Raw genomic sequence first — 18,344 nt, 5'->3', positions numbered from 1 at the left:
ATCGTTCGACATGGTTGACTCCTTGAGGTTGTCATCGCTTCGAGGTGCTTGATGCGACCGTTGCAGCTTAGGCCGCAATAATTGAAAAGAACAATTAAAAGTTCTAATTCGATTGATTGAGTAAAACTAGGCTGAGGCCGGATTGGCATGTTGCTGCTGCGCCGTTCAAATGGTTGAAGGTTCGGCAGGGTTCCACTGCAAGACGCAAGTTGGTGACTTATTTCCTGTTTTTATCGGGTGTTGTATGAAACGATGGCTCACTGTTCCCGTGTTTGTGCCGTTCTTTCGTACGTACGACCTAGCCTTGGTGAAGGGCGTACTTATCCCGCCATTCATTCAGGGGGGCGGGTTTCTTCACAGTCGTAATTATTTGTATAGTGGTTTTAACGATTTCGAGCCCTTTTTGGGCTTAAGACAATCTGTACAGCAACTTTCCAGAATCGCATGGCTGATTCCCCTCCCACGGCTCCAAGCGCACTCAAAAGCTACGCGCGCACCTCCGCTTTAGCGGTGGCGCTCGGCAGTGGGGTGTCGCACTGGCTAGCGCATCGCCATCCTGTGCGCCGCATCCTCATGCTGCACGGCGTGGGTGGAAGCACGATGCCTCCGGGAGATTTCCACCGCATGCTGGCGTGGCTGAAGCAGCGCTATGCCATCGTGCCGCTCGATCTCATGGTTCGAGAGATTCTGGACGGTGTGCCCGCGCCCGCTGGGGCCGGCCGCAGCCAGCTCGCCATCACCTTCGACGACGGGCTGTGCAATCAGTACCGCATCGCCCGCCCCATCCTCGAGCAACTTGAGATACCGGCCACGATTTTTGTCTGTCCTGGCCTGGTGGATGCCAGGCAGTGGATGTGGAACCACGAGGCGCGCGCCCGGTTGAAGCGTTTATCAAATGAAGGGCTGATGGAGTGTGCGCAGACCTTGAATTCGCCTGCGCATCACCTCGAAGGCTTCATTGCCTGGATGAAAACCCTGTCCCTGCCGCAAAGACAACATGCGCAGGACGTTCTGCGCGATTGCACGCCGCGCTTCGTGCCCATCCCTGCAGAGCACGAGGCTTACGACATGATGAGCTGGGATGAGGTGCGCGCCTGCGACCGCGGCTGCCTGACGATAGGTTCGCACACCCTGACCCACCCCATCCTGCCCACGCTGACGGAAGATGAAATCCAGCACGAGTTGCAGGACAGCCGTGAGCGACTCGAGACAGAGCTGGGCCGAAGGGTCGATTTGTTTTGCTACCCCAACGGTTCGACGGATGAGCGAGTGCGGAAGGTCGCCCGGTCGATCTACCGCGCGGCCGTGACGACTGAAGAGGGCATGGTGTCGGCCGCGGTCGATCCAATCGCAATTCCGCGCATTCCTGTGACATCGCATCTTCCCCTACTGGCCTGGCGCATGCATCGACCTTGGGCCTGAGAGACTTGAATTCGCGCATTGCCGCCCCGCTTCGTGCCAGGCCTGATCCATGCAAATTGAACTCATCACCACGACGCCGGCCTTCGACGCCCTGGAGCCCGAGTGGCGCGCCATCGAGGGCCTGACCCCGCGCAACAGTCTGTTTCTCAGCTGGGATTGGCAGCGTCTGTGGTGGTCGCAGTATGGGGAGGGACGAGAACTGCAGATTCTGGTGGCGCGTTTTGGCGGTCAGGCCGTGGGCATTTTTCCGCTGTACCTGGAGACGCACCGCGCCTTCAAGATCCTGCGCGTGCGTAAGCTCAGGCCCCTCGGCTCCGGAGGCGATACCGCGCCCGACGATCTGGGCATGTTGTTCGATCCCGCCCACGAACAGGCCGTTGCCAGAGCGTTCGTCGATCATGTGCTGAACAACGTGTCCGGTTGGCAGTTGCTCGATCTCGTCGATCTGCCCGCCGATTCGGCCTTGGTCGCTTGCTGGACGCAGCAAAGCACACAGATTTCAGGCTCGATCGAGCGCACGCCGGTGAACCGCATCATCTACGGCGATTTGCCGCCGGACTGGGAGCGTTATCGCAAAGGACTCAGCCGTAATCGACGTGAAGTTTTAGGTCGGAAGCGCCGAAAATTTGAAGCGCAGCAAGAAGCGCGTTTTTTTCAGATCCAGCAAGACGCGCAAATCGATTGGGCGTTTGAGCGGCTCGCCGAGTTGCATCGGCTGCGCTGGCAAGGGCGTACCGAAGAACTCAGTTTCACCTCGCCGCAGTACCTTGAATTCCATCGCGCCCTCATGCATGCCCTGCTGGCGCAAGGCCGGTTGCGCCTGTACGGGTTGGAGATGAGTGGTCAGACCATTGCCATGTTCTACGGTTTTCGCAACGGCGCAACGCTCTACTACTTTCAGGCTGGATTCGATCCTCAGCATCTTGCGCTCAGTCCAGGCGAAGTACTCATGGGTTATGTCATCGAAGCGGCGATCGGGGAACGTTGCACGCGCTTCGACATGCTCAAAGGCGACTACGACCACAAGCGGCACTACTTTCAACAAACCCGCGAGACACTCGGCTTGCGGGTTCATCGCCCAGGCTTGATTCGCTGGCTTTACCGCGTCAAGGCCAGGCTTGCTGCAAACCGCGCTTCGGCAGCACCTGCCGAGGACAAGGACGTTGTGGAAACGAAGCTCACCGCACACCCCGTAGCCGAGTAGCCGAGCCCATGAACGCCGATTCGAGCAGGTCAGGGACTACCGACCCGGAAGCCTTGGTTTCCGTGGTCATCCCGGCGTACAACGCCCGCAACACCCTTGCGCAAACGCTCGACAGCCTGTTCGCCCAGACGCACCGAAATCTCGATGTCGTGGTCGTGGACGATGGCTCCACCGATGGCACGGCGGAAGTTCTGGAGGCTTATGCAGGGCGGGTGCGGACGATCCGGCAGACCAATGCGGGCATAGGCGCGGCGAGGAATGCGAGCGTGCAGGCGGCTCGGGGCGACTATATCGCGCTGCTCGATGCCGACGATTTGTGCCGTCCGGATCGCATCGCGATTGAACTGCGCTACCTCCAGTCGCACCCCGACATCCTGCTCTGCAGTTCCGATTTCAGCGCCTTCGACGAAACCGGGCCCCTGGCGCCTGCCTCGTATTGCGGCGTCTATTACTCCCGCTGTAGCCCGCAACGGGGCGGCCTGAGGGCGCGGTATCCGCAGGCAGAAACTTTTGCCTTGCTACCGGAGGAGACCGCGCGGCAGAACGGCCAAGCCTCTATCGCGGTTTACTGGGGAGAGGTTTACGACGAACTGGTGCAGGGCAATTTCATCCATCCCCCCACGGTGATGTTCCGCCGGGACGCACTGCAGCGCGCCGGAATGTTCGATCCCGAGATCAAGATCGTCTGCGAGTGGGAATGGTTCGTGCGCGTGGCGCGTGCCGGGCCCGTGGCGCATCTCGACATTCCCTTGCTCGATTACCGCCGCAGCCCGACGCAGATTTCCTCCAGCCCGCGCACAGCGCTGGATTCACTTTCGGTGGCCAAGAAAATCTATGCGCGCGACAGCCATCCTGGCCAGCGCCGAGATCGCCGTTCGTTGCGTCACCTGGGTGCGCTCAGTCTCAGTGCGGCCGACGTGCTGGCCGAGCTTCAGCCCGAGGCGGCTTTCGGTCTGCTGGCCAGCAGCGTCTTTGTCTATCACACCTTCAGGGGGCAAACGCTGCGCACCTTGTTTAAGATCATGCTGCCTTCCGGGCTGCTCAACCTGCTGCGGCGCGTGCGCGCTTGAGCCGTACAGCGCACGGCGAGTCGGCGGGCGCAACCGGCTACTTGGCCTCAACCTGGCTTCAAACTAATTCCCACTGATGACTGTTTCCCTTCCCCGTGGCTCCGCGGTCGAGTCGGGCGCGATGTCGCCCGGCCTCACCGCAGACGATTTCGACTTTCATCTGCCGCCCGAACTGATCGCCCAGCATCCGCCGGCGCGGCGCAGCGACAGTCGCCTGCTCGATGCGGGCAGTCCGCCGACGCTGATCGACCGTGGGTTTCGCGACTTGCCCGGTCTGCTGCGCGCAGACGATCTGGTGGTGTTCAACGACACCCGGGTGATTCCTGCGCGGTTGTGGGGCTTCAAGGCGGCCGGGGAAGCCGGGGCCGCTTTGGGCGGCGCGGTGGAAGTGCTGGTGGAGCGGGTGCAGGCGGACAACCGGGTCTGGGCGCATGTGCGGGCGAGCAAATCGCCCAAGCCGGGCCAGGTGTTGTGGCTGGGCGCGGCTCGACCCGATGCCGCGGCAGGCGACGAGCCGCACGGGTCAGCGCCGCTTTTCGCCGTGACGACCCTGGGCCGGGCCGGGCCGGATGGCGGCCTGTTCGAACTGGAGTTTCCAGCCGAGCCTCTGGCTTTGTTGCAGCAGTACGGTGCGGTGCCCTTGCCGCCCTACATCACCCACGCGCCGGGCAGCGACGATGTGCAGCGCTACCAGACGGTGTATGCGCAGCACCCCGGCTCGGTGGCGGCGCCCACGGCGGGGCTGCACTTCGACGAGGCCATCCTGGCGGCAATCGACGCGATGGGCGCGCAGCGCGCAGCCGTCACCCTGCACGTGGGGGCGGGCACGTTTCAGCCGGTGCGGGTGAACGATCTGCGGCAGCACCAAATGCACAGCGAGTGGTACACCGTGCCCGAGGCGACCGCGCAAGCGATTGCCGAGCTGCGGGCCCGGCAGGCCGAGGCGCGCGTGGCTGGCCAGCTGCACGCCGCCCCGCGGGTCCATGCGTGCGCTCGAATCGGCCGCGCTGGCGGCGCAAGCCGCCGGGGCGCCAGACGGCACGGTGATACCAGGCGCCCGCGACACCGCGCTGTTCGTCACGCCGGGATATCGCTTTCGCGTGGTGGACGCGCTGCTGACCAATTTTCATCTGCCCAAGTCCACCTTGCTGATGCTGGTGTCCGCCTTTGCCGGCATGGACACTATCCGCGCGGCCTACGCCCATGCCATAGCCCAGCGCTACCGGTTTTTCAGCTACGGAGATGCCATGTGGCTGACCCGTCAGGATTTGCGCTGACTCAAACCCATGCTGGCGTCATGCGCCCAGAATGAAAAACCATTTCAGACTGGACGCCATCATGGAACAAATCCTCTCCCCCCGGTTCATGCAGGACCGGCATCAACACCGCACCGAGCATATGGCGGCCATTCGCCAGCGCATTCAGTCGCACACCGCGCAGGCGCTCAGCGCCGAAGAAGAGCATGACCTGCTGCACATGCGCGAGGAAGAGAAAATCGCCCGCGATGTCTATCTGCAACTCGGCGAGCGCTGGGCGCTGCGGCCTTTGGTCAACATCAGCGGGGCCGAGCAGGCGCATATGGACGCCATTGCCGCGCTGCTGACGCATTACGACCTGCCCGACCCGGCGCAGGGTTTGGCGGTGGGCGAGTTTCGCACGCCCGACTTTCAGAGCTTGCACAACCAGTTGGTGGAACGCGGCCTGCGCAGCGAGCTCGATGCCATCAAGGTTGGGCTGCTGATCGAAGAGCTGGATATTTTTGATCTGGTCGAAGCGCGCAGCCGCGCCCGTCAGCCGGAAATTCTGGCGGTTTACGACGACCTGGAGCGCGGCTCGCGCAATCATCTGCGCGCGTTTTTCCGCCACCTGCAGCGGCATCGTGGCGAGTATGTGCCGCAATACCTGAGCCTGAGCGACTTCGAGGCCGTGGCCTGGAGCGAGCGCGAAGAGTGCTGATGGGTCGGATGCGTCAGGACTGCGCTGCTGCGATGGCGGCGCGGGTGTGCTCCACGATGCCTTTGAGCGCCTGATCCAGCAGGGCCTGAGCGCCCTGTGCGAAGTGCGCGGCGTCGTTCACCGCGATGGGTTGGCGGCCGTCGAAATGCCAATGCGCGGCAATGCGGCTGGTGCGCTGGTTCGCCAGATCGCACACCAGATCCAAGTGCACGGTGCCCTGATTCGCATGGACATCGTGCTCCAGCCGGTTCAGCTTGCAGTGCAGCGTCCACGGCGCGTTCACCAGCACGGCCTGCTCTTGCACGGCGCTGACCCACGGCTGGCGGCTCAGGGTGCGGTCGATGGCTTCGCCCACCAGCTGGGCCGGCGGGGCGAGCCAGCGGCTGTCGCGGTAGGGTTCCAGCGTGTCGGGGCTGCGGCTGTACATCATGGCGGGCGACTGAAATCCGGCAGCGGCGCGCACCGGCAGGAGTTGAATCACCGTGGCTTGCGGCAGCGGCGCGGTGCGGATCTCGGGCGCGGTCAGGCGGTAGGTTTGCTGCGCCGGCGCGCGGTTGACGGGCAGGGTGCAGGCGGCCAGGGTCAGGCTGGCCAGGCTCAGCAAAGCGGCCAGGGCGGCGCGGCGCAGCCGCAAAACAAAAGAGACGGTCATGGTTTTTCTCCCGGGCCCGGCGGCGGCAAGGCCGGGCCATACAGCAGTTGGCTGGGGTTGGCTTTGAGGTTTTCGGTCAGCGCGCCGAGCTGGCTGCTGAGCTGCTGCAAATTGCGCGCCAGCGCGTCCACTTCGGGCAGGGTGCGGGTCTGAAGCTGAGTCATGGCCTGCACGCCAGCCTGGGTAAAAGCGGTGGTGGTGTCTCCGGCCTGGGCAACGCTGTTGGCGGCGGCGCCGATCTGCGGCATCAAGCCGCCAAGCTGGGCCGACACGCCATCGAGCCGCTTCACCAGCGCCTGGCTTTGCAGCATGAGCGCGCTGCCTTGCGCACTCATCTGCGTCAGGTTGGCGCTGGTCTGGCGGGCGTTGGCAAACATCTGATTGATATTGTTCTGATTGGCCGCCAGAGCGGCGGAGAGGGTCTGCAGATTGCGCAGCGTGTCGCTGATCGACTGCACATTGGCCGGGCTGAGCAGCGCGTCCACCCGCTGGCTGATGCGCGCCAGGGTGATGGCCGCGTCGTTGATGCCGCCCTCGATCTGGGTGAACACCGAGGGCTTGTAGGGAATGACCGGGTCAGGCTCGCCGGGCGGGGTGGGCAGTGGTGTCGACGAGGCGCCGCCGATCAGGTTCACCGCCGACAGCCCGGTGACGCCCAGCGGACTGAGCTGCGCTACGGTGTCGCTGCGCACCGGCACCGCGCTGTCGATCTCGACCTTGATGCGGATGAGGGCCGGGTTTTTCGGGTCGATCTCGATGCTTGCGACCTTGCCCACGGTGACGCCGCGGTAGAGCACATTGCTGTCGGTTTTCAGGCCGCTGACGTTGTCGGTGGCGTAGATCAGATAGGGCCGGGTGGCGGTCTGCTTGCCGCCGGTGGCCAGCCACCAGCCCAGGCCGCCGAGCAGCGCGCCCAGCAGCACCACGAACAGGCCGACGGCGGTGTAATTGACTTTCGATTCCATGTCCTACCTCGAAAGGCTTTCGTGCAGATAAGCGGCCGAACGGCTGCCGCGGAAATAAGCAACCAGTTCGGGCTCGTCGCGCTGCGCCAGTTCTGCAGCGGGGCCGACCGCCAGCATTTTTTTGCGGGCGAGAAACGCCACCGTGTCGCTGCCATGCCAGATGGAGTCGAGATCGTGCGTGACTTGCAGAATCGTCAGCCCCAGCAGGTCGCGCAGCTCGCGGATGAGCTTGTCGAACGCCGCGCCGCCGATCGGGTCGAGGCCCGAGGTCGGCTCGTCGAGCACCAGCAGTTCGGGGTCGAGCGCCAGCGCGCGGGCCAACGCGGCGCGCTTGACCATGCCGCCCGAGAGTTCAGCCGGATATTTGTGCGCCGCATCGGCGGGCAGCCCGGCCAGACCGATCTTGAGCATGCCCAGTTCGGGCAGCAGGCGTTTGTCCACCAGGCCTTGCTCGCGCAGCGGCAGCAGCACGTTTTCCAGCACGGTCAGGCCGGTGAATAGCGCGCCGCCCTGAAACAGCACGCCGATGCGCTGGCGCAGCGCCTGCCGCTGCGCGTCGCTTGCGGCCAGCGCGTCCTGCCCGAACAGCTTGAGCGTGCCGCCGCTGGGTGCGCGCAGCAAGAGCAGGCTGCGCACCAGCACCGTCTTGCCCGAGCCCGAGCCACCCACCAGCGCCATGATGGCGCCGCGCGGCACGGCCAGGTTCAGGCCCTCGTGCACCACCACGTCGCCGAAACGGTTGACGATGCCTTGCGCATCGATGACCAGATCCGCTGCGTTCATAGGTGCAGCAGGTTGTAGAGCACCGAAAAGCTGGCGTCGATCACGATCACCAGAAAGATGGCCTGAACCACGCTCACCGTGGTGGCGCGGCCCACCGCCGCCGCGCTGCCCGCAACGCGCAGGCCCTGCATGCAGCCCACCAGGGCGATGACCACGGCGAACACCGGCGCTTTCACCAGGCCGAGCACCAGGGTCTTGAGCCCCACCACCTGCGGAATTCGCGCGACGTATTCGCTCAGCGGCACGCCATAGCCGACCGCGGCCACGACCCCACCGCCCGCCAGCCCCATCACATCGGCAAACAGCGCCAGCAGTGGCAGGGTGATGACCAGGGCGATGACCTTGGGCAGCACCAGCATCTCAAAGGGCGACAGCCCGAGCGCGCGCAGCGCATCCACCTCTTCGGTGATGCGCATGGTGCCGATCTGCGCGGTGTACGACGAGCCGGTGCGCCCGGCCACCAGAATGGCGGTGAGCAGCGGCCCGAGTTCGCGCAGGGTGATGATGGACACCAGATTGACAATGAGAATGTTGGCGCCATAGGTCGCCAGCGTGGCCCCGGCCTGATACGCCATGACCATGCCGATGAGAAAAGACAGCAGGCCGATGATGCCGATGGCGCGCAGCCCCGCCGCGTCGATTTCGTGAATGACTTCGCGCCAGCGCACACGCCAGGGTTGCAGCAGCAGCGGCGCGCCACGCCACACCAGTTCGCCGACGAAGGCCAGCAGCGCGCGCAGTTCGTCCAGCGCAATGAGCGTGGCGCGGCCGATGTCGCCCAGCAAGCCGAGGCGGCGCGCGGCCGGCGGCAACGCCAGCGCGCGCTGGCGCACCAGATCGAGCAACTGCTGCTGCGGCGGGCTCAGGCCGCTGACGTCCACCGTGGCCCCGGCGCTTTGCCACTGCGCCATGCTGCGCACCAGCAGCAGCGCGCCGGGTGTGTCGAGTGTGGTGGCGCTGGCGTCGAGGGTGACGTGCCGCGTGCCTGCGGGCAGATGGGTGTTCGGCTCGCGCGCCAGACCTTGCGCATTCCACGCGCCCTGCAGGCTGCACACGCGTCGCTCAGGCGCGTCCTCCTGCGCCATCCAGTTCAGGGTGGCGGGGGCGTCGGCGGTTGAAGGGGCAGTCATGGCGTGCATAGGTTAGCGGATCGGACGACGCGCGCCACGGCAAGTCTGAAACAATACCGCCCATGCTGCAATTCACCGTTCACCACACCGCAGGCCAGGCCCGCCGCGGCACGCTCACCCTCAATCACGGTGTCATCGACACCCCGCAGTTCATGCCGGTGGGGACTTACGGCACCGTCAAAGGCATCACGCCCGATGGCCTGAAAGCTGCGGGTGCGCAGATCATTCTGGGTAACACCTTTCACCTCTGGCTGCGCCCGGGGCTCGGCGTGGTGCGGCAGTTCGGCGGCCTGCACCACTTCATCGGCTGGGACGCGCCCATTCTCACCGACAGCGGCGGCTTTCAGGTGTGGAGCCTGGGGGCGATGCGCAAGATCAGCGAGGAAGGCGTGCGTTTCGCCTCACCAGTGAACGGCGACAAGCTGTTTCTCACCCCCGAGGTCAGCATGCAGATCCAGACCGTGCTGGGCTCCGACATCGTCATGCAGTTCGACGAATGCACGCCCTACGACGTCGATCGCGCCGGGCAAAAACACATCACGACCGAAGCAGAGGCGCGCGAATCCATGGAACTGTCGCTGCGCTGGGCCGCGCGCTGCAAGGCCGAATTCGCGCGGCTGGAAAACTCCAACGCCCTGTTCGGCATCGTGCAGGGCGGCATGTTCGAGCCGCTGCGCGACGCCTCGCTCGACGGCCTCACCGCGCTCGATCTGCCCGGTTACGCCATCGGCGGCCTGAGCGTGGGCGAGCCCAAAGAAGACATGCTGCGCCTGCTGCGCCACACCGCGCCGCGCCTGCCCGCTCACAAGCCGCGTTACCTCATGGGCGTGGGCACGCCCGAAGACCTGGTCGAAGGCGTCGCCGCGGGCATCGACCTGTTCGATTGCGTCATTCCCACACGCAATGCGCGCAACGGCCATCTGTTCACCCGCTTCGGCGATCTGCGTATCCGCAACGCCCGCTTCAAGCAGGACGAACGCCCGATCGACGACACCTGCACCTGCCCCACCTGCCGGCAGTTCTCGCGCGCCTACCTGCACCATCTCGACCGCTGCGGCGAAATGCTGTTCGGCATGCTGGCCACCACGCACAACCTCCACTACTACCTGCAACTCATGCGCGACATGCGCGCCGCGCTCGACGCCGAGGCTTTCGAGACCTTCGTCGCTCAGTTCCACGCCGACCGGGCGCGCGGGGTGTGATCCTCGTCTATCGCACCGCTCGCGGATCGCGTACCTGCAGCACCTTGCCGTGGGTGCGGACATCGAACAAGCCGATGGCTTGAAACAGCCCCGAGAGCTTGGCGTAGCCGTAGTTGCGGCTATCGAAAGACGCCTGTTTGGAAATGTGCTGACCAACGGCGCCCAGGCCCGCCCAGCCTTCATCGTCGGCGGCTGCCTCGATGGCCTTGCGTAACAGGTTCACGAGGCGGGTGTCGCTGCGCAGGGTTTTGGCATCGGCACGGGTCGGTGCGGTTTTGGGTACGCCGTTGCCAGTAGGCGCAGCGGCGGAGGCCGTGACTTCAGCGGGTGTGGCGACAGGCATGTCTTCAGGTCTACGGAGATTCTCCAGATACAGAAACTTGGAGCAGGCGTTGATAAAAGGCTTGGGGGTCTTCTGTTCGCCAAAACCGTAGACCTTGAGGCCGTTGGCGCGCAGCCTCATCACCAGCGGAGTGAAGTCCGAATCGCTGGAGACGATGCCGAAACCGTCGAGCTGCTTGGTGTAAAGCAGGTCCATCGCGTCGATGATCATGGCCGCGTCGGTGGCGTTCTTGCCCTTCGTATAGTCGAACTGCTGGATGGGCTGGATGGCGAAATCGTGCAGCAGGGCCGCCCATGCGTTGAGGTGCGGGCTTTTCCAGTTGCCATAGGCGCGGCGTATGTTGATGACGCCCTCTTTCGCGAGTTCGTCGAGCACTTCGTCGATCATGTCCGCCGGACTGTTGTCGGCGTCAATGAGTAAGGCGATGCGGGGTTCGTGGCTCATGCTGTTTCTGGAACGTCAGGGTTGTAGCCAGTTTTCGATTTGCAGCGCGGGAACGCGGCGGAATTCGCCCGCGTTATTGGTCACCAGCGTCAGCCCTTCGCTGCGAGCATGCGCTGCGATATGCAGGTCGTTGACCCCGATGGGTTCGCCAGCACGTTCGAGCGCGGCACGGATCTGTCCGTAATGTTGCGCAGCTTTTGCGGTGTAGGGCAACACTTCCAGGCGGCTGACGAAATCCTCGACGACCGCCAGATTGGCTGAGGGCCGACTACTTTTTTCCGCGCCATGCAGGAGTTCAGCGAGGGTGATGACCGAAATGGCCATGCGTGCCGCGTTGGCGTTGAAGGCAGCAAGCACTTCCATCGGCCGCCGTTTGATGACGTAAATGACGATGTGGGTGTCGAGCAGAAACCTCAGCATCACAGAGACTCGCGTGCGGCCTGCTCCTGAGGGGCGCGAATTTCCAGAAAGTCGTCACTGACTGCGGGGCTGCTATGAAAGAAGCTGTCCCAGCTCGATTCAAGCGGCGCAATGATGCGCTCTTTGCCACGCGCGCGAACGCTGACCTGCTTGACGCCTTCGGGCAAGCGCAACTCTGCAGGCAGGCGTACGGCCTGCGAGCGGTTATTGGTGAAGACGGTTGTGGTGGTCATGGCCTGATAACTAAGATGAGATGGAAGAGTGGTATATGGCGCAAGTATATGGCGGCCATTCCATGCCGACAAACGGCATTCATCCGGCCAGTTGCGTCGCCATGCGTCCGACCGCGTGCAAGGCTTCTTCCCGCTCGGCTGTCCAGCGTCCGCCGACGTTGAGCCGCAGGCAGTTGCGGTAGCGGGTTGAGGTGGTGAACAGCGTTCCGGGGACGATGACGATGCGTTGTTCGATGCAGCGTTGATAGAGCGCGACCGCATCGACGGACTTGGGCAGTTCGATCCAGAGGATGAAGCCTCCGGCGGGGTCGGTCGCCCGCGAACCCGGCGGGAATGCAGCAGCGATGATCTGGCGGGCGATGTGGATCTGGTCGGCGAAGCTGCGCCGCAGTTGACGCAGACTCTGGTCGTAGCCGCCTTGTTCGAGCAGCTCGGCCACGGCCCACTCGATCACGGCGCTGCCGCCGCCGCTGAGGGCGCGTTTGAGGTTGGCGACCTGCCCGCTCCAGCGCCCCGCATCCACCCAGCCGATGCCGCGCAGGCCCGGCGCCAGGGTTTTGCCGAACGAGCCGCAGATCATCACATTGCCGCTGCGGTCGAATGAACGCACGGCGCGTCGGTCTTCCTCGGTGGGGGCGAGGTCGTTGCAGATCACGTCTTCGATCAAGGGAATGCCGCGTTGCTCCAGTAGTTCCGCCAGGCGTTTTTTGCTCGCCACGGGCATGATGGTGCCCAGAGGGTTGGAGAGCGTCGGCACGGCGACGACCGCCTTGATCGGCTGCGTGTCCAGCGCGACTTCCAAGGCTTCGAGCGAGAGCCCAATGCCGGGCTGCATGGGAATTTCCACCGCGCGCAGACCCAAGACCTGCATGGCGCGCAGAAAGCCAAAGTAAGTCGGCGATTCGATGGCGATGACATCGCCCGGCTGCGTGACCGCGCGCAGACACAGGGTGATGGCCTCCATGCAGCCATTGGTAACGACGACGTTGCGGTGATCCAGATTGCAGCCCAGCTCCAGTGCGCGGCGCGAAATGGCTTGCCGCAGCGGCGCAATGCCCGGCGCTGTGGCATAGACGCCAAGACTGCTTGCGTGCCGTTGTGCGCTGCGCGCGAGGGCCCGGCGCACCCGCTCGACCGCGTAAAGGTCTTCGCTGGCGGTGGCGGCGCCAAACGACGTGTAGGCCGGGTCGCCCGCAGCGTCGAGTACGGCGTCGGCAATGGCGTTGGTTTCCACCGCGACGGCTCGCGCGGGAGGGCGCGTGGTGGCGGGCACAGGCGGCAGGTTGCGCGCACGTCGCACGAAAAAGCCAGACTTTGGACGCGCCTCGATCACGCCGCGGTCTTCCAGCGTGCGGTAAGCCAGCACCGCGGTGGACACGGAAACGCCCTGTTGCTCCGACAAGGCGCGAACCGAAGGCAGTCGCGCACCCGGTCGCAGCGAGCCCGACGCAGCCAGCCCGGCCAGCCGCTCGGCAAGGGTGAGGTAGAGCGGGGTGTCGGGATCGGAGTTCATGCTTTGCATGATGGCAGAGATTGACGTGCGCCACACCGTACAGAGGGCGAGCGATTCGGTCAGTACAGATCCAAGAAAAATTCTATTGTGCCGGTACAGATGGCCACATGCTGCATCTGTTTTGTTGGCGTGGCAATGCCTACAGTGAGGGCATCATTTGCACGCTCTGGAGAGGACCATGTATCGACTCGAACCCGGGATGCTCCTTTGCCTGGAACGCGCTGCAGGAACGCAGCTTCGGGTTCTGTCCGGGCAGGTCTGGATTACCGAAAGTGGCCAGCCGGACGATGTGTTCTTGTTCGCCGGACAGGCTTACGACGTCATCGGTGCGGGTCGTGTGCTGGTGGAATCACTGGTGGCGCTCGGCTCGGTGACTCTGATCGATTCCCACGGACCTGCGCTCGTGAAAACGCGTCATCCCTCAAAAAACACAGCGCTCGCGCTGCGCTAAACCCCCATGCTGAACGACAACCTTCCTGCCCTGGCGCTGTTCGCCTTTGTCACCTCCGTCACGCCCGGGCCGAACAATTTGATGCTGCTGGCGTCTGGTGCGAATTTTGGCTTTCGGGCGTCGATTCCCCATCTGCTGGGGATCAGCTCCGGTGTGCTGATTCTGCTGGTCAGCGTGGGTCTGGGGCTGGCGGAACTCTTTTCCCTTTGGCCCTGGGCCGAAGTCGCCATGAAATGGATCGGCGCGGGCTACATGCTCTATCTGGCCTGGCGCATTGCCAGCGCGTCGCCGCCAAACGGCTCCGCAGCGCGCGCGGCACGCCCCATGCGCTACATCGGCGCCATCGCGTTCCAGTGGGTCAACCCCAAGCTGTGGCTGATGGCGCTCAGCGTGTTTTCCGTGTACGTGCCGAGTTCGGGCGGGTTCGCGCTGGTGCTGGGGGGGGCGGTGCTGTTCAGTCTGATCAATCTACCGACCATCAGCCTCTGGGCGCTGGGCGGCGCCAAGCTGCGTCATTTGTTGACCGAACAACGGCGTGTCAAGGTGTTCAACTTGAGTATGGCGGCGATGTTGCTCGCCACGCTGTGGCCGATGCTGCGGTAAGCGGTGAGGCGCGAATTCAATCCTTGAGCGTCACCCCGTAGCCCTCATCGGCGACGGCCTTGGCCAACGCTTCGGGTGCGGCGTTGCCCTGCACGGTGGCGCGGCCGCTGGCCAGATCGACCTGCGCGTCCTGCGTGCCGGGGACGGATTTGAGCGCCTTGGTCACGGCGGCGACGCAGTGACCACAGGTCATGCCGGTGACTTGAAGTTGCACGGTGTTCATGAGTTTTTCTCCTGTTGTGGTGGCTAGAGATCAGGCGGGTTGGGCGAGGGCGTCGCGTACCTTCATCAGCTTTTCGCAGACTTCCTTGGCAATGGCGTGCACTTCGGGTTTGTCGATCAGGCCGAGCACCGAGGTGGGGTTCATGAAGTCGACCACGATCTGCTGGTTGGCCGCGTCTTCGCGCACCACCACATTGCAGGGCAGCAGCGCGCCGATGTGCGGATCGAAGTCGAGCGCCTTCATGGCGTAGCCCGGCGCACAGGCGCCGAGGATGCGATAGGGCGGGCGGTCAACGCCGAGCTTGGCCTTGAGGGTGGCCGAGACATCGATGTCGCTGATGATGCCGAAACCCTGCGCCTTCAGCGCTTCGGTGGTGCGGGTGATGGCGTCGTCGAAGGCGCAGCAGGCTTGGGCGGAAAACACGATGGAGGGCATGTCAAAGCTCCTTTAGGGGGTGTGAGTCAAGGCAGAAAGTGGGGCTGATTGTGCCGATGAATGGACCTGCGGCGCCTGCCAGGGGGAAAGGCGTTTGAGCCGCAGGCTGTTGCCGAGCACGAAGACCGACGACAGCCCCATGGCCACTCCGGCCAGCATGGGGTGCAAGTGCACGCCCCAGGGCGCGGCGATTCCAGCGGCCAGGGGAATGAGCACGATGTTGTAGGCAAACGCCCAGAACAGATTGCCGTGGATGGTGCGCAGGGTGCTGCGGGCGGTGTCGATGGCGCTGGGCAGCGCGGCGAGATCGCCGCGAGTCAGGCTGACATCGGCGGCTTCGATGGCGACGTCGGTGCCGCTGGCCAGCGCCAGGCCCACATCGGCCTGGGCGAGTGCGGGGCCGTCGTTCAGCCCTTCGCCGACGAAGGCCACGCGCCGCCCCTGCGCCTGCAGTTCTGCGACCACGCGGGCCTTGTCTTGCGGCAAGACTTCGGCATGGACGGAGACCCCTACGCTCGCATGCGCTCGCTGCCCCCCGAGGGGGCCATCCCCACCCCGGCCCTCCCCACTGGCGGGGAGGGAGTGATCACTCCTCCCCCACGCCGTGGGGGAGGTTGGGAGGGGGAGATGCCCGCCTTGAGACGGCTCGGCGGCGGGGGCGTCCTGAATGCCCAGCGCAACGGCCACGGCCTGCGCGGTGCGCCGGGCGTCGCCGGTGACCAGGGCGATGGCCAGGCCGCGCTGGCGCAGCGCCTGCACCACGGCGACGGCCTCGGGCTTGAGGGGATCGGAGATACCCAGTATGGCGATGCAATTCTGATCTTGCGCCAGAAACACCGCGGTCTGGCCTTGGGCTTCGAGCGCGTCGGCCTGCTCGCACAGGGTATTCAGCGAGATGCTTTCGCGCTCCATCAGCCGCCGCGCGCCGAGCAGCAGGGTGTGACCGTCGAGGGTGGCACGCACGCCGTAGCCGGGAATGGCGGCGAAGCCCTGCACGGTGGGAAGGGTCAGGCCGCGTTGCGCGGCGGCGTCGTGCACCGCGCGGGCCAGCGGGTGCTCGGAGTCGGCTTCCAGCGCGGCAGCCAGCCGCAGCGCCGCGGTGTCATCCAGCGTGCTGTGCAGCGCGGTGAGCGCGGGTTTGCCCAGAGTCACGGTGCCGGTTTTGTCGAGCAGCACGGTGTCGATGCGGGACAGCGCTTCCAGCGCTTCGCCCTTGCGGAACAGCACGCCCATTTCGGCCGCGCGGCTGCTGCCCACCAGAATGGCCGCCGGGGTAGCCAGACCCATGGCGCAGGGGCAGGCCACCACCAGCACGGCGACTGCGGCCACCAGAGCCGCGCTGACGTCACCGGTGAGCGCCAGCCACGCGGCGAAGCTGGCGGCGGCGATCAGCAGTACCACGGGGGTGAACACCGCCACCACCCGGTCGGCCACGCGCTGCACCGGCAGCTTGCCGGTCTGCGCGCTTTCCACCAGCCGCACGATCTGCGACAGCACGGTGTCCTTGCCCAGCGCGGTGGCTTCGATCACCAGCCGGCCTTCGGCGTTGACGGTGCCGCCCACCACCCGGTCGCCCGGCTTGCGGCGCACTGGCACGGCCTCGCCGGTGAGCATGGATTCGTCCACATGGCTGTCGCCTTCGATCACGCTGCCGTCCACCGGCAGGCGCTCGCCGGGGCGCACCAGCACGCGGTCGCCGATGTGCAGCGCGGCGAGGCTGACTTGTTGTTCCGCGCCTCGTGCGTCAAGACGGGTGGCCTGTTTGGCCTGCAGCCCAAGCAGTTTGTGGATGGCGGTGGAGGCGCGGCCCTTGGCCAGTTCTTCCAGATACTTGCCCGCCAGAATCACCGCCACCACCACGGCGGCGGAGTCGAAATACACATGCCGCGACTCGGCGGCAAACCATTGCGGCGCCAGCAGCACCAGCGTGCTGTAAGCCCAGGCCGCGCCGGTGCCGGTGGCGACCAGCGAATTCATGTCCGGCGAGAGATGGCGGTAGGCGATGGCACCGGTGCGGAAAAACCGACGCCCGGGGCCGAACAGCACGGCGCTGGTGAGAACGAACTGCACCCAGTCCCAGAAGCGCGGAACGGGTGAAGCGCGCAGCAGCGCAGCGTCGAGCGCGGGCCAGAGCATGGGCAACATCGACAGCAGCAGCACGGGAAGCGCCAGCGCGGCAGCGAGGAGCAAGCCGCGCCGCATGCGCGCCAGATTCCGGGCGTGGGCGGCCGCGCTGGCGTCTTCGGCGGCGGCATCGCCCTCTTGCACTGGACGGGCGCCGTAGCCCGCGTCCACCACGGCCTGCGCCAGAGCTTGGGCGTCGAGCATGGCGGGCAGATAACGCACCTGCGCGCGGTTGACCGCCAGATTCACCGTAGCCGACAGCACGCCGGGCTGCTTGCGCAGCGCACGCTCCACCCGGCCGACGCAGGAGGCGCAGGTCATGCCTTCCACGTCCAGCGTGGCTTCGGCGACGATCGGGGTGTAGCCCGCGGCGCTCACCGCATCGGCAATGGCTTGCGGCGTGGCGGCCTGCGGGTCGTATGTCACCTCGGCCTGCGTGGTGGCGAGGTTGACGCTGGCGGCTTGTACGCCGGGAAGCTTGTTCAGGGCGCGTTCCACCCGAGCGCTGCATGAGGCGCAGGTCATGCCGCCCACATCGAGCCGCAGGGTCTGGCCCGCGGCCGGGGCCTTGCCGGATGGCTCTGGTGTCTCCGGTAGATCCACCGGGCATGCGGCCAAGTCTGGTGTGGGGGAGGTAGGCGCTTTCATGTCGGCTCTCCATTTCGTAAGGCGCCGAGGATGGGGCACTGCGCCGTGGGGCCGTGGCCGGGGCAGGCGTCGAGCAGGGTCTGCAGACCTTTTTTCATGCGCTGCAGATCGTCCATCTTGGCGTCGATCTCGGCCAGTCGTTGCGCGACGAGGGTGCGCACCGCGCCCATATCGGCCTCGGGCCGGGCGTGCAGCGCCAGAAGCTCGCCGATCTGCGCCAGCGAAAACCCCAGCGCCTGCGCCCGACGGATGAAATCGAGCCGCTCGATGGCCTGCGGCGCGTACAGCCGGTAGCCGCTGGCGGTGCGCTGCGTTGGAGCCAGCAGGCCCAGACGTTCGTAGTAACGCAGCGTTTCCGCGCCCAGTTGCGCACGCTGCGCCAACTCGCCAATGGTGAGCTGGGACGATTCAAAGCGGGCTTGAGGGAGCGGCATGGTGCGGCGCGGGCGGGTACGGTGGAGAGGCAAACTTTACATCTTACTAAAGACTATAGGGTTGGAATGGGATCCGTGGTTGAAATGAA

The 18,344-nt window shown here is 65.1% G+C and carries 19 protein-coding genes and 1 pseudogene; 8 read left to right on the top strand and 12 right to left on the bottom strand.

Going from position 1 to position 18,344, the window contains the following annotated elements:
* Positions 1 to 444 precede the first annotated feature (444 nt).
* The 5 genes and pseudogenes from ABT24_RS01760 (at position 445) to ABT24_RS01740 (ending at position 5,652) form a co-directional block, all read left to right on the top strand.
* The gene (locus ABT24_RS01760; RefSeq protein ID WP_276728844.1) at positions 445 to 1,422 is read left to right on the top strand and encodes a polysaccharide deacetylase family protein; all 978 of its coding nucleotides are present in this window, start codon (positions 445 to 447) and stop codon (positions 1,420 to 1,422) included.
* Positions 1,423 to 1,471: 49 nt separating this feature from the next.
* On the top strand, positions 1,472 to 2,626 hold the full coding sequence (locus tag ABT24_RS01755; protein ID WP_276728847.1) for a GNAT family N-acetyltransferase: 1,155 nt from the start codon (positions 1,472 to 1,474) through the stop codon (positions 2,624 to 2,626).
* A gap of 8 nt (positions 2,627 to 2,634) precedes the next feature.
* A complete protein-coding gene (locus ABT24_RS01750; protein WP_276728850.1) occupies positions 2,635 to 3,696 on the top strand; it encodes a glycosyltransferase family 2 protein in 1,062 nt (353 codons plus the stop codon).
* A gap of 121 nt (positions 3,697 to 3,817) precedes the next feature.
* A pseudogene (gene queA / locus ABT24_RS01745) lies at positions 3,818 to 4,973 on the top strand (tRNA preQ1(34) S-adenosylmethionine ribosyltransferase-isomerase QueA).
* Between the two features lie 61 nt (positions 4,974 to 5,034).
* Positions 5,035 to 5,652, top strand: coding sequence for a DUF2202 domain-containing protein (locus ABT24_RS01740; protein WP_276728853.1), 618 nt, complete (start codon positions 5,035 to 5,037; stop codon positions 5,650 to 5,652).
* 13 nt (positions 5,653 to 5,665) lie between these two features.
* On the opposite strand, the gene ABT24_RS01735 is transcribed toward ABT24_RS01740, so the two are convergent.
* From ABT24_RS01735 to ABT24_RS01720, 4 genes are read right to left on the bottom strand one after another with little or no spacing between them, the layout of a single operon-like run.
* The gene (locus ABT24_RS01735; protein WP_276728856.1) at positions 5,666 to 6,304 is read right to left on the bottom strand and encodes an ABC-type transport auxiliary lipoprotein family protein; all 639 of its coding nucleotides are present in this window, start codon (positions 6,302 to 6,304) and stop codon (positions 5,666 to 5,668) included.
* Entirely contained in the window at positions 6,301 to 7,269 is a 969-nt protein-coding gene (locus ABT24_RS01730) for an MlaD family protein (RefSeq protein WP_276728859.1), read from the bottom strand. Before ABT24_RS01730 ends, ABT24_RS01735 begins: the two co-directional genes overlap by 4 nt.
* Before the next feature lie 3 nt (positions 7,270 to 7,272).
* A complete protein-coding gene (locus ABT24_RS01725; protein WP_286737297.1) occupies positions 7,273 to 8,052 on the bottom strand; it encodes an ABC transporter ATP-binding protein in 780 nt (259 codons plus the stop codon).
* The gene (locus ABT24_RS01720) at positions 8,049 to 9,182 is read right to left on the bottom strand and encodes an MlaE family ABC transporter permease (protein WP_276728866.1); all 1,134 of its coding nucleotides are present in this window, start codon (positions 9,180 to 9,182) and stop codon (positions 8,049 to 8,051) included. The genes ABT24_RS01725 and ABT24_RS01720 overlap by 4 nt, the downstream gene beginning before the upstream one ends.
* A gap of 62 nt (positions 9,183 to 9,244) precedes the next feature.
* Between ABT24_RS01720 and tgt the strand changes: the two genes are divergently transcribed.
* A complete protein-coding gene (gene tgt, locus ABT24_RS01715) occupies positions 9,245 to 10,384 on the top strand; it encodes a tRNA guanosine(34) transglycosylase Tgt (RefSeq protein ID WP_276728869.1) in 1,140 nt (379 codons plus the stop codon).
* 7 nt (positions 10,385 to 10,391) lie between these two features.
* Here tgt and ABT24_RS01710 read toward each other — a convergent pair whose 3' ends face one another.
* The 4 genes from ABT24_RS01710 to ABT24_RS01695 form a co-directional block, all read right to left on the bottom strand.
* A complete protein-coding gene (locus tag ABT24_RS01710) occupies positions 10,392 to 11,171 on the bottom strand; it encodes an NYN domain-containing protein (RefSeq protein WP_276728872.1) in 780 nt (259 codons plus the stop codon).
* 15 nt (positions 11,172 to 11,186) lie between these two features.
* Entirely contained in the window at positions 11,187 to 11,591 is a 405-nt protein-coding gene (vapC, locus tag ABT24_RS01705) for a type II toxin-antitoxin system tRNA(fMet)-specific endonuclease VapC (protein WP_276708596.1), read from the bottom strand.
* Entirely contained in the window at positions 11,591 to 11,824 is a 234-nt protein-coding gene (vapB, locus tag ABT24_RS01700) for a type II toxin-antitoxin system VapB family antitoxin (RefSeq protein WP_013122056.1), read from the bottom strand. The genes vapC and vapB overlap by 1 nt, the downstream gene beginning before the upstream one ends.
* A 79-nt stretch (positions 11,825 to 11,903) precedes the next feature.
* Positions 11,904 to 13,337 carry an aminotransferase-like domain-containing protein gene (locus ABT24_RS01695; protein ID WP_276708595.1) on the bottom strand — a complete coding sequence of 478 codons (1,434 nt, stop codon included), beginning with the start codon at positions 13,335 to 13,337 and terminating at the stop codon, positions 11,904 to 11,906.
* Between the two features lie 178 nt (positions 13,338 to 13,515).
* Between ABT24_RS01695 and ABT24_RS01690 the strand changes: the two genes are divergently transcribed.
* Both ABT24_RS01690 and ABT24_RS01685 read left to right on the top strand, forming a co-directional pair.
* Positions 13,516 to 13,788 carry a DUF2917 domain-containing protein gene (locus tag ABT24_RS01690; protein ID WP_276708594.1) on the top strand — a complete coding sequence of 91 codons (273 nt, stop codon included), beginning with the start codon at positions 13,516 to 13,518 and terminating at the stop codon, positions 13,786 to 13,788.
* Positions 13,789 to 13,794: 6 nt separating this feature from the next.
* On the top strand, positions 13,795 to 14,391 hold the full coding sequence (locus tag ABT24_RS01685; protein ID WP_276708593.1) for a LysE family translocator: 597 nt from the start codon (positions 13,795 to 13,797) through the stop codon (positions 14,389 to 14,391).
* A gap of 16 nt (positions 14,392 to 14,407) precedes the next feature.
* Here ABT24_RS01685 and ABT24_RS01680 read toward each other — a convergent pair whose 3' ends face one another.
* The 4 genes from ABT24_RS01680 to ABT24_RS01665 are packed head-to-tail and all read right to left on the bottom strand — an operon-like array spanning position 14,408 to position 18,255.
* A complete protein-coding gene (locus ABT24_RS01680) occupies positions 14,408 to 14,614 on the bottom strand; it encodes a CopZ family metallochaperone (RefSeq protein ID WP_276728878.1) in 207 nt (68 codons plus the stop codon).
* Between the two features lie 30 nt (positions 14,615 to 14,644).
* A complete protein-coding gene (locus ABT24_RS01675; RefSeq protein ID WP_013104442.1) occupies positions 14,645 to 15,049 on the bottom strand; it encodes a DUF302 domain-containing protein in 405 nt (134 codons plus the stop codon).
* 12 nt (positions 15,050 to 15,061) lie between these two features.
* On the bottom strand, positions 15,062 to 17,821 hold the full coding sequence (locus ABT24_RS01670) for a heavy metal translocating P-type ATPase (RefSeq protein WP_286737296.1): 2,760 nt from the start codon (positions 17,819 to 17,821) through the stop codon (positions 15,062 to 15,064).
* Entirely contained in the window at positions 17,818 to 18,255 is a 438-nt protein-coding gene (locus tag ABT24_RS01665; protein WP_013104444.1) for a heavy metal-responsive transcriptional regulator, read from the bottom strand. The genes ABT24_RS01670 and ABT24_RS01665 overlap by 4 nt, the downstream gene beginning before the upstream one ends.
* Positions 18,256 to 18,344: the final 89 nt, after the last annotated feature.

The organism is Thiomonas sp. SCN 64-16, from assembly GCF_001725585.1.
In the GTDB taxonomy this organism is placed as follows: Bacteria; Pseudomonadota; Gammaproteobacteria; order Burkholderiales; family Burkholderiaceae_C; genus Thiomonas; species Thiomonas arsenitoxydans.
This window is presented reverse-complemented; position numbering and strand designations above follow the sequence as displayed.